At 75.1% G+C, this 11,156-nt stretch carries 8 protein-coding genes; 6 read left to right on the top strand and 2 right to left on the bottom strand.

Annotated features, from left to right (window positions below; translation table 11 throughout):
• The first annotated feature begins 552 nt into the window (after window positions 1–552).
• Window positions 553–2,028, top strand: coding sequence for a DNA-binding protein NsdB (locus ACFP3V_RS01540; RefSeq protein ID WP_380578793.1), 1,476 nt, complete (start codon window positions 553–555; stop codon window positions 2,026–2,028).
• Between the two features lie 141 nt (window positions 2,029–2,169).
• On the opposite strand, the gene ACFP3V_RS01535 is transcribed toward ACFP3V_RS01540, so the two are convergent.
• Window positions 2,170–2,757, bottom strand: coding sequence for a PAS domain-containing protein (locus tag ACFP3V_RS01535; RefSeq protein WP_380578791.1), 588 nt, complete (start codon window positions 2,755–2,757; stop codon window positions 2,170–2,172).
• Window positions 2,758–3,135: 378 nt separating this feature from the next.
• Between ACFP3V_RS01535 and ACFP3V_RS01530 the strand changes: the two genes are divergently transcribed.
• The 4 genes from ACFP3V_RS01530 (at window position 3,136) to ACFP3V_RS01515 (ending at window position 8,829) form a co-directional block, all read left to right on the top strand.
• On the top strand, window positions 3,136–4,593 hold the full coding sequence (locus ACFP3V_RS01530) for a HEAT repeat domain-containing protein (protein ID WP_380578789.1): 1,458 nt from the start codon (window positions 3,136–3,138) through the stop codon (window positions 4,591–4,593).
• An 836-nt stretch (window positions 4,594–5,429) separates the two neighbouring features.
• A complete protein-coding gene (locus ACFP3V_RS01525; RefSeq protein WP_380578788.1) occupies window positions 5,430–6,572 on the top strand; it encodes a glycosyltransferase family 4 protein in 1,143 nt (380 codons plus the stop codon).
• A 2-nt stretch (window positions 6,573–6,574) separates the two neighbouring features.
• Window positions 6,575–7,933, top strand: coding sequence for a glycosyltransferase (locus tag ACFP3V_RS01520; protein WP_380578786.1), 1,359 nt, complete (start codon window positions 6,575–6,577; stop codon window positions 7,931–7,933).
• A complete protein-coding gene (locus ACFP3V_RS01515) occupies window positions 7,930–8,829 on the top strand; it encodes an SGNH/GDSL hydrolase family protein (RefSeq protein ID WP_380578784.1) in 900 nt (299 codons plus the stop codon). Before ACFP3V_RS01520 ends, ACFP3V_RS01515 begins: the two co-directional genes overlap by 4 nt.
• Here ACFP3V_RS01515 and ACFP3V_RS01510 read toward each other — a convergent pair.
• Window positions 8,817–9,905, bottom strand: coding sequence for a WD40/YVTN/BNR-like repeat-containing protein (locus ACFP3V_RS01510; RefSeq protein WP_380578782.1), 1,089 nt, complete (start codon window positions 9,903–9,905; stop codon window positions 8,817–8,819). The two genes, ACFP3V_RS01515 and ACFP3V_RS01510, sit on opposite strands and share 13 nt — an antisense overlap.
• Window positions 9,906–10,128: 223 nt before the next feature.
• Between ACFP3V_RS01510 and ACFP3V_RS01505 the strand changes: the two genes are divergently transcribed.
• Window positions 10,129–11,156: AAA family ATPase (locus ACFP3V_RS01505; RefSeq protein WP_380578780.1), on the top strand; the 1,028-nt coding region annotated here is incomplete at its 3' end.

Raw genomic sequence — 11,156 nt, 5'->3', positions numbered from 1 at the left:
GGTGCGGGCGGCCCTGGGCCGGCACCGGGACGGCGCGCCGCAGCGGCTGGCCGTAGGCGTCACGGGCCCGGGGGTCCACGGTGAGGGGTGTGCGGCGACGCAGCGGACCGGCGGCGGGCGGCGCGGGGGCCGGTCGGGTCGTCGGAGCGGGGGAGAGCTGGGTCGAGTACATCAATGGAGCCGGTCCCTTCAGGTGGCGGGCTGCCGCCGGCGGTCCGGTTGGTCCGCCGCGTGTGCGGGGTGGCGCGCAGGTGCGGAACCGTCAGCGGCCCAACCGGCGGCGCACCCTGGGGAGTTGCACCGCCGACGGGTTGCGGCGGAGCGCAGCCCTGGCGCGAGTGGCGCGTCGCGCCACCCCTTGCGCCACTCCTGACCCTGGGCCCCGCTTCTGGCATGTGCCGCTGTGACCTGGGGCGGGGTGACGCAGGTCTACATCACCACCCATGCCCGTTGGCGTGGCAGTTGGCGGACCCTGGCGAAAGGTGGCGAATGCTCGTCTGGCACATGACGCGTCGTTAGCCTCGGAGGTGCCGAGGAACCTGGGGGCTTGCAATGAGCAGAGGACCGAACACCCGATTCGCCGACCTGTTCGCCCTGACCGGTTGGTCGAAGGGCGAGTTGGCGCGGCTGGTCAACCGGCGCGGGGCGGTCGCGGGGCAGCAGCAGCTGTCCACCGACACCTCGCGGGTGCGGCGCTGGATCGAGCGCGGGGAGATCCCGCGCGACCCGGTGCCCCGCATCCTCGCCGCTCTGTTCAGTGAGCAGCTCGGCCGAGTAGTCACGCCTGAGGACCTCGGCCTGACCCGGGGCAGGGCTCCGGGCGACCCCGCGAACGAGCCCGCGGAGGACGCCTCCTGGCCCCAGCCCGAACGCACGGCCGCGGTCCTCACCGAGTTCACGGGAATGGACCTGATGCTCAACCGACGAGGACTGATGGGCGCGAGCACCGCGCTCGTGGCCGGGGCCGCCATCGCCGGCCCGATCAACGACTGGATGACCAGCAGCGCCTCCGCCGCGTCCCGCCCGCTCAGCCGCTCCGCCGGGAGCGCGGTGCGGGACGCCGTGCCCGCCCTCGACTACTACGAGGGCGGTCCGGTCGGCGAGGAGGAGGTGCACTCGCTGGAGGCCTCGGTGGACATCTTCCGCGCGTGGGACGCCTCCCGCGGCGGCGGACTCCAGCGCAAGGCGGTGGTGGGCCAGCTCAACGAGGTCAGCGGGATGCTGGCGTACCGTCACCCGGCGCACCTGGAGCGGCGGTTGTGGACGGTGGCCGCCAACCTGGCGGTGCTGGCCGGCTGGATGTCGCACGACGTGGGGCTGGAGCCGACGGCGCAGAAGTACTTCGTGATGGCCGTCCACGCCGCACGCGAGGCCGGGGACCGGCCCCGCGCGGGGGAGGCGCTGTCCCGCGCCGCCCGCCAGATGGTGCACCTGGGCCGTCCGGCGGACGCGCTGGACCTGATGCGCGTGGCCGACGCCCGCAGCGGTCCGGAGAACCTGCCGCGCACCCGCGCGATGCTGCGCACCGTCGAGGCATGGGCGCACGCCTCGCTCGGCCACAGCCAGGCCACGCGGCGCACGCTGGGGGAGGCCGAGGAGCTGTTCGCCAAGGACACCGGCGAGCAGGGGCCGAGCTGGCTCCAGTTCTTCGACGAGGCCGACCTGCACGGGATGCAGGCGCTCACCTACCGCACCCTGGCCGAGCACGACCCGGGCGCGGCGGGCCTGGCGCAGCAGCACGCCAGGGTCGCGCTCAAGCTGCGCGAGGGCGGACGCGAGCGGTCCATGCTCTTCGACCAGCTCTCCATGGCCTCCGCCTGCTTCTTGGCCAACGAGCCCGGGGAGGCGCGCCGATACGCGCAGATGGCGCTCAGTCAGATCGGGGAGATGTCCTCGCACCGCACCTGGGACCGGCTGCGGCAGATGTACCGGCTCAGCTCGCGCTACGAGAACGTGGCCGAGGTCTCCGAGCTGCGGGCCCAGATCCGCAGCACGATGCCGGCCAAGCCGCGTCCCCAGATCGTGTGAACCGGCCGGTGTCCGCGCGGTGAGGTCCCGCCCGGGTCCGATCTGCTCCGGCCCGATCCGCGCCGCTCCACTGAACTGCCGGTACTGACACGGCGGTTGGCAGCGGACGCCCACCAGGAGGGATGACGTCGGGGGCTACCCTCAGGCCCCGCGACGTGCCAGGTCGCGCAGCGCCAGCCAGAGCGAGTGCACCGCGCCGTCGGGTTCGAGCTGCGGGGCGCCCACGCAGTGCACGGTGCGCGCCGATCCGTCCGGCAGGACCAGGCGGAACTCCGCGTCGATCGGGCGGCCGTCCACCAGAGCACCGGTGAGCAGCGTGCGCACCAGCCTGCGGTCGTCCGGATGCAGGTGTGCGGGCAGCTGGTCGAGCCGCAGGGGGCCCTGCTCGGGCTCCCGGGCGAAGAGCCGGTACATCTCGCCGGACCAGTTCACCTCGTCCCGGACGAGGTCCCATTCGGCGTCGCCGAGCAGCGTGTGGTCGCGCGCGCTCGCAGGCGGGGCCGCGAGCAGGGCGTTCACGCACTCCTCCAGACGGTCCAGGCTGGACTGCGCGTGGGCGAACAGGGCGCGACGGGCGCGCTCCTCCTCGTTCTTCGGCCGGTGGTCCGGTTCGGCGGCGTCCGTGCCGAGGGCGGTGGCGAGCTGCGCGCGGAGTCTGTGGAGCTGTGCGGGGAGTGAGGCCTCCGGCCCGAGGGGCTCGGAAGGGCCGGACGGGAGGTGAGGGTGCATGGCTTCCCACTTGCTTGGCGTCGTGCTTGGCGTGCGGTACGGCCACGTATGACTCTCGCACAGCGGTAGCGGCGGCGTCCGGCGTTTGGCAGAACCGGCACAAGAATTGCCGTTGGCATATGACGAGCGGTCTCGGGGCGGCGGTCGAGGGTCGCCCCGGCGAGTGGATCAACCGCGCAGCCGGAGGCTAGAATTCCGGCTTTCGCCCTGGCGGGCTCGGCCCGGGGGGTGGGACAATCGCCGCCGCGGCTACCGTCGCGCAGCGGCAACGTGCCGCCGTCCGGTCGAGAAGGGAAGACACCCGTCCCACCGCCCGTCGGAGGCGTCACCCAGAGAAATTGCTTTGCCACCAGGACCGCCGCAACGGATGCTGACCTCATGTTCGAGCCCGCGATAGCGCCCAGCGCCTCCCTCCTCGGCCTGCTCCAGCGGGGCCGCGGGGACGGCACCCTGCACGCTCTGGCGGCCGAGCGTCACGACGCGCTCGCCGCCCTGGAGGAGTGCGTCACCTGCGACCCCCGCCGCGACTGGCAGGTCGAGAACCGCTCCCTCTATTACGCGCGCCTCTTCATGGAGCTCGAAGCACCCCTCACCGGCCTCGAGAACCACCTCTTCCACGTCGACGACCTGCTCGGGGACGAGGACGAGTCGCGAACCGGCCTCACGCTCGCGGTGCTCGGCAGACTGGCCGGCTACGGCCGCCGGGACGCGCTGCTGCTGCTGCGCCGCTATGCGGCCAGCGGCAGCAATTGGGCCTGGGCGCTGGACGAACTCGCCGTGCATGACGACGACGACAGCCTGCGCGCCCTCGCCGCTCCCGTACTCGCCCGTTTCCCGGCCGGCCCGGAGGGCGACGCTGCGTTGCGGGCGGCGGTCCGCGAGGCGTACGAGCCCCGGCCCTGGCATCTGTGGGCCACGGAGCATCCACGGGTGGCCGCGGCCACAGAACGCGCCCCCTTCGATCTGTGGCAGCGTCAACTCGACCGTCCGCAGGTGCCCGAGTGGAGCACGGCCGCGGTCCTGGCCTGGGCCGACGGTGCCGGGGCCTCCGGCGCTTCGGACGGTTCGGGCGGTTCAGGTGGTTCGGGTGGCGACAGCGGGGGCGGTCCGGTGCGGCGCGCCGCCGCTGCGGCCCGCTGCCTGAGTGCCGTGGCCGGCCCGGGCGACCGCCTGATGCTCCGTCAGGCCGCGCGCGAAGCGGGCGAAGGCGCGCGCTGCGCCGCACTGCGCCATCTCGCCGACCAGGACGACGAGCAGCTGCCCGACCTGCTGGAGCTGGCTGCCCACGACCCGTCCCGCGCGGTCTCTGATTTCGCCCTGGCCACGCTGGGCTGCATGAACGGCGACCGCATCCTCGGCCGTGCGAGGCGCTGGGCCGCTGATCCGGAAGGGGGCCGGCTGGCCGACGCGGCCGGACGTCTGCTCGCCCGCCGTGGCACCGCGCAGGACGCCCCGCTGGTCGTGGCCGCTCTGCACCGCGAGGTCTCCGCGCACGGCTGCGACCGCCCGGAGCTCAGCACGCTGGTCGACGGCGCGGGCCGCCTGGCGGCGGCGGCCGCGGTCCCGGTGCTGCGCCACATCTACGCCGAGACGGTCTGCTCGCAGTTGCGGTTCAACGCGGCCCGGAGCCTGGCCGGAGTCGACCCATGGTTCGCGACGGGCGCGGCGTTCGAGTGCCTGTGGGACTGCGAGGACGCGACCCGCGAGCTGGCCGCGCGCCATGTGACCACGAAGGGGGACGTCCGCGTGCTGGAACGCCTCCGCCGCCTCGCCGCCGATCCCGGCGAGGACGCCGAGGTCCACGCCGCGGTCCGCGGCCGCCTCACGGCCGGCTGAGCAGCCCCGGGCGGGGGCGGGTGGTCCTTCCCTGCCTCCCGCGTCCGTTGGACGGCGACACCGAGCGCTGGGTGCGCCGCCGGGTCGCCTGCCCCGGATGCCCCATCCGCGCGCCGGGTCCCCGGCTCGCCGTCGCTCCGGCTACGCCGGGCGAGGCATGCGCCGGGCGACGAATGCGGCCGTAGGCCGTCGCTCAGGCCGCGGAGCGTCGCCTGTGCGGGAAGCCAGTGTGCGCCCGGAAGCGCCGGGCGCCGGGCCACGGATGTTGCGTCACGGCGGCGGGCGCAGGCCCCCGTCGGTCGGGCTGTGGCGCCGCCTGTGCGGGAAGCCAGAGTGGGCGTGGAAGCGTCGGGCTCCTGGGCCAGGCAGAGTCTCGGCTGACGTCCACGGGCCGTGGGTCGTCAAGCGTCTTGCGTCGCGCGGCCACGGGGCGGGAGGCAAGGGACGCGCGGAGGATCGGCGCGGGAGCGTGGGGCTGCTGGGCCAGGCCGGGGTGGCTGGCAACGAGGGCCGTGGGTCGTCGATCGTCTTGCGGCGCGCGGCCCCGGGGCGGGTCGCAAGGGGAGCGGTGCAGGATCGGCGCGGGAGCGTGGGGCTGCTGGGCCAGGCAGAGTCTCGGCTGACGTCCACGGGCCGTCGGCCGTAGGTTGTCAGTCGTCTTGCGGTGCGCGGCCCCGCGCCGGGGGCAAGGGGGCGGCGCAGGAACGGCGCAGAAGCGCCAAGCTGACGCTCCGTCAGAACAGGGATCGCGGAGCGTGACGAATTTTCGTGCCGCGTTCGCCGCTCCGTCAGATCCACGTGGTCCGCCGCACGCTGCATGCCGGAATAACGCAGACATGCGTGTCGCCCTCGTCACCGAGTCCTTCCCGCCGGACCTCAACGGCGTCGCCCACTCCGTCCTCCGCACCGCCGAGCACCTGGTGCGGCGCGGCCACGAGCCGCTCGTCATCACTCCCGCCCCGGCCCAGCCTCCCAGCGCCCCCGACCCCTGCCCCGTCATCCGCGTGCCCGCGATACCCCTGCCCGGCTATCCGCAGGTCCGCGTGGCCCTGCCCAGTCGAAGACTGGAGCAACTGATCGCCGGGCACCGGCCGGACATCGTCCACCTGGCCAGCCCCTTCGTGCTGGGCGCCCGCGGGATGGCCGCGGCCGAGCGGCTCGGGGTCCCGGCGGTGGCCGTCTACCAGACCGACATCGCCGGCTACGCCCGCGCCTACCGCGCGGGCAGCGGGCTCGGGGAGGCTGCCGCCTGGCGGCGGCTGCGCAGCGTGCACTGCGCCGCCGCCCGGACCCTGGCCCCCTCCACGCCCGCCATGCAGGACCTGACCGCCCACGGCATCCCCCGGGTGCACCTGTGGCAGCGCGGCGTGGACGCCGTGCGCTTCGACCCGCGCCGCAGGGACCCGGCGCTGCGGCGTTCGCTGGCCCCGGAGGGCGAGGTCCTCGTCGGATACGTCGGGCGGCTCGCCCCCGAGAAGCGGGTGGACCTGCTGAGCGAGACGGCCCAGCTGCCCGGCGTGCGCGTCGTCGTCGTGGGCGACGGGCCCAGCGAACCGACGCTCCGTCAGCAGCTGCCCGGCGCCCTGTTCCTGGGCCGGCGGACCGGGGCCGAACTGGCCGCGATCTACGCCTCGCTGGACGTCTTCGCGCACACCGGCCCGATGGAGACGTTCTGTCAGACCATCCAGGAGGCCATGGCCAGCGGCGTCCCCGTGGTCGGCCCCGCCGTCGGCGGACCGCTGGACCTCATCGGCCATCGGCGGACCGGTCTGCTCTTCCCGCCCCGGGATGCCGGAGCGCTGGCGGCGGCGGTTCGGACGCTGGCCGCGGACGCCGGGCTCCGTGCCGCGTACGGGGCCGCGGGCCGGGCCGAGGTGCGGCACCGCAGTTGGGAGAGCGTGGGCGACCAACTGCTCGGCCACTACGCCGAGATCCTCGGACGTCGTACGGCGTCCCCGGCGCTTCCGCAGGCGGCGTGACCATGACCGGGGAGAGGCTGAACGGCGCGACGGTGAACGGCGCGACGGTGAGGGGCGCGACGGTGAGGGGCGCGACGGTGAACGGCAACGCGCCGGCGGGGGCCCGCATCGTGCGGTTGGCGAACTTCGTGACCCCGACCTCCGGTGGCCTGCGCACCGCGCTGCGCGAGCTGGGCCGCGGCTACCTGGCGGCGGGGCACCGGCCGGTGCTCGTCGTGCCGGGAGCCGCGCACCGGGACGAGGAGACCGACCAAGGGCGGGTGGTCACCCTCCCCGGCGCCGTACTCCCGGGCACCGGCGGCTACCGGGTGCTCCGGCACAGGGCCGAACTGGCCCGGCTGCTGGAGGACTTGGCACCGGACCGGCTGGAGGTCTCCGACCGGGCCACGCTGCGCTGGACGGGCGGCTGGGCGCGGCGGCACGGGGTGCCCACGGCGATGGTCTCGCACGAGAGCCTGGACGGCCTGCTCCGCACCTGGGGTCTGCCGCCCGGGACGGCCCGCCGCCTGGCGGACCGTCACAACAGGCGCACGGCACAGGAGTTCGAGCGGATCGTCTGCACCACGGACTGGGCCGCCGCCGAGTTCCGCCGGATCGGGGTGCCCGTGGAGCAGGCGCCCCTCGGTGTGGACCTCGAGCGCTGCCACCCCGGGAACCGCAGCGCCGCGCTGCGTGCCTCGCTGGCCGGGCGGGACGAGCGGTTGGTGCTCATGTGCTCGCGCCTGTCGCCGGAGAAGCGCCCCGCGACGGCACTGGCGGCGGTGGCGGAGCTGAACCGGCTGGGTGTACCAACCCGGCTCGTCGTCGCGGGCGACGGCCCGCTGCGGCCGCGGCTCACCGCGCGGGCCGCTGCCCAGGGGCTGCCGGTGCGCTTCCTCGGTCATGTGGCGGACCGGGCGCTGCTGGCCGCACTGCTGGCCACGGCGGACGCGGCGATCGCCCCGGGCCCGATCGAGACCTTCGGGCTGGCCGCCCTGGAGGCGCTGGCCAGTGGCACGCCCGTGGCGGTCAGTCCCTCGTCCGCACTGCCGGGGGTCGTCGGCAGCGGCGGCGCGGTCGCGACGGCGGACACCCCCGCGGCCTTCGCCGAAGCCCTGTGCAGGCTCTTCACTCGCACCGACATCCGCAGCACCGCCCGGGCCCGGGCCCAACACTTCTCCTGGGCCGCCGCCACGCAGGCCTTCCTGCGCGTGCACGGCCTGGCCGACGTGGCTGTCGGGCGGTTCGACACACGGCGCGGGGAGGCAGCGACCACGACCGTCGCCGCGGGGCGGGACGATGCTCGGGCGGCTGCCGCCGACTTGGGAGACGGACGGGCGGTCGAGCCCGCTCACGGGGCGACGCGGACACGGGGGTGGTGACGGTGCGTCAGCACGGGCAGGCGCCGGCGCTGCGGTTCACGGCGCTCGGGGACTCGCTCACGGAGGGGCTCGGCGACCGCGGGCCGGACGGGACATGGCGGGGCTGGGCGGCGCTGCTGGCGGAGGCGCTCGGGGCGGACTTCCGCAATCTCGCCGTCAGTGGCGCCCGCACCGGCGACGTGCTGCTGACCCAGCTCCCCGAGGCCCGCCGCCACCGCCCGGACCTCGCCGCCGTCGTGGTCGGGGGCAACGACACGCTGCGGGCAGGCTTCGACATCCGCATCGTGGCACGGCAACTCGACACCACGTTCGGCAGTCTGGCCCTGGACGGGAGCGCCGTCCTGACGGCCTGCCTGCCCGACCCGGGGACCGCGCTGGGCCTGCCGCGGGCGCTCGCCCGGCCGCTCGCGCGGCGCATGCGCAGCGTCAACTCCGTCGTGCACGCGCTCTCCCGGCGATACGACGCCGTCCACGTTCACCTGGCCGACGCGGGCTGGACCGCCGACCCGGAGATGTGGAGCGCGGACCGGCTCCACCCCGGCGAGCGCGGCCACCGGGCCCTGGCCCTGGCCTTCCACACCGAACTCGCCGCCCGGGGCTTCCCCGTCGGGCTCGCGCCCGCCGCCGAACCCGACGGTCGCGCACCCGGCCGGGCGGCCAAGGCGTGGTGGCTGGCGACCAGGGGCACCCAGTGGGTGGCCGCACGCTGCACCGACCTGCTGCCCGACCTGGTGCGCCTCGCCATGGCCGAGCGGCGGGCCGACCCCGCGGAACTCGACCACTGGGCGCACGCGGAGACCCTGGCCGCCCTCCGTGCCCTGCCGCACCTCACACCACGCCCCACCGGCGCCGAGGCCGGTGCCGAGGGCGAGCTGACGCTGCGTCAGGCCAGCTGAAACGCCTTCACGCAGAGCACCGTCGGCAGGTGCTCGCGCAGCAGGTGCCAGCTGCCGCCCTCGTCGGCGCTGCCGTACAACTCGCCGTTCTTGTTGCCGAAGTAGATCCCGACCGGATCGGCGTCGTCCGTGCAGAGGGCGTCGCGCAGCACCACGCCGAAGTGCTCCTGGTTCGGCAGGCCGGTGTCCAGCGGTGTCCAGCTCGACCCGGCGTCGTCCGTGCGGTAGACGCGGCAGCGGTGCTCCGGGGGCAGCCGCTCGTAGTCCGCGACCAAGGGGAAGACGTACGCCGTGCCGCTGCGGTGCGGGTGGGCGACGATCGGGAAGCCGAAGTCGGCCGGCAGCCCCTGGTCGATCCGCTGCCACTTCTGCCCGCCGTCGTCACTGCGGTAGACGCCGCCGTGGTTCTGCAGGTAGAGCCGGTCCGGGTCCTGCGCGTCCGGGGAGATCTTGTGCACGCACTGGCCGAACTCCGGGTACCGGTCCGGCAGGAAGCGGGCCTCGATGCCCTCGTTCGAGGCGGCCCAGTTCTGTCCGCCGTCCTCGCTGCGGTACACCCCGCCGGAGGAGACCGCGATGGTCAACCGCCGTGCGTCCCGCGGATCCTGGATGATCGTGTGCAGGCCCTGGCCGCCGAATCCGGCGCCCCACTCGGCGCGCTGCGGATGCTCCCAGAGGCTGCGCACCAGCGTGAAGGACTCCCCGCCGTCCTCCGAACGGAACAGCGCCGCGGGCTCCGTGCCCGCCCAGACGACGCCGGGCTCGTCCGCCGGGCCGGGGCGGAGCTGCCAGAGGCGGACCAGCGAGGCGCCCGTGTCCTCGGGGAAGCGGACCGGGGGAGCGGCCGGCTCCTGCCAGCTCTCGCCCAGATCGTCCGACGTGAACACGGACGGGCCCCAGTGGCTGCTGTCCGCGCCCACGATGATCCGGGGCCTGGGGCCGCGCCGGTCCACCGTCAGCGCGTAGACGCCCTGCATCAGGAAGTGCGGCCCCGACCAGGACCAGGACTGCCGGTCGCTGCTGCGCCCGAGGAACAGGCCCTTGTCCGTGCCGACTGCCAGGAGTACTTCACTCACCGCGATCACCTCACCGGTCGCCGTTGACTCGTGGCAGCAGTCTCCCGCCGCTGGGCCGCGCTGTCCTCAGATCCACCGAACACACACTCGAACGAGTGAGTACCGTGCGAGAGGCTGACGGGACGTCATCCGTGGCTACCCGCCGCTACCAGGGCGGATCTCACAGGGACCGCACAGCGGCCGTGTATTGACGTGCACACGAAGCATTAGGTGGGATACGTCAATGACCAGTGCCCGCACGCCCCTTCTCGGCCGTGAGCACATCGTCGCCGCCGCCTGGGCGGCACTCCATCCGCATGCCGGCGTGCTGCTGACCGGCCCCGAGGGGATCGGCCGCAGCGCTGTGCTGGAGCACCTGGCCGTCCGGGCGGCCGCAGCCGGAGCGCGGGTGCTGCGCTGCGCGCCCACGCCGGCCGACTCCGCGGCCCCCTACGCGGCCCTGGTCGACCTGCTGCGGCCGCTGCCCGGGAACCTGCTGCCGCGCGCCCTGGGCCAGGCCCTGGACGATCCCCGCCAGGCCGAGCCCTTCGCCGTCCACCGCGCGCTCGCCGCGGTGCTCGCCGATCTCTCCCGGGACGCCCCGCTGCTGCTCGCCGTCGACGACCTGCAGCATCTCGACGAGGCCAGCGCGGCCTCCCTCGCCCACCTGGCGCACCGCGCCGCGTCGCTGAGGCTGACCCTGGCCGCCACCGCGAGGACCGGCCCGCAGCAGGGCTTCGGCCGGGACGAGCTGCTCCCGCCCCGTGCGCTGCAGATCGAACTTCCGCCGCTCGCCGAGGAGTTCGTCCGTGCTCTGCTCCCGGAGCCGAGCCGGCGGCTGCTCGCCCTGGCCGCCGGGCGTCCCGGCCATGCCCGGGCCCTGGCCCGCCACCCCGCCGAGGCGCCCGACGAGCTGCCGGCCACCCTGCGCAAACGGCAGTTGGCGCCGGTCCGCCCCCTGCCGCCGACGACCCGTCAGGCCCTGCTGCTCACCGCGCACGCGGCGGCGCCCACGCTCGAACTGCTGCGCGCCGCGGGCGTGGACGATCCCGTGGCCGCCCTTGCGCCGGCCCTCGGCGCGGGCCTGGCGTCCGTCGCCGCCGACGGTCGGGTGCAGCTCGCCGCTCCCGTCCTCGCGGCCGCCCTGCGGGACGACGCCGACCACGCCCGGACGCTCGCCGCCCACGAGGCACTGGCCCAGGCGCACCCGGCCGACACCCTGTCGCACGCCCGGCACCTCGCGCTGGCCCGGCCGTGGGGCGACGAGTCGCT

Origin of the sequence: Streptacidiphilus monticola (assembly GCF_042658505.1) — a bacterium.
In the GTDB taxonomy this organism is placed as follows: Bacteria; Actinomycetota; Actinomycetes; order Streptomycetales; family Streptomycetaceae; genus Streptacidiphilus; species Streptacidiphilus monticola.
The sequence above is the reverse complement of the archived record's forward strand: the minus strand, read 5'-3'. Positions and strand labels throughout refer to the sequence as shown.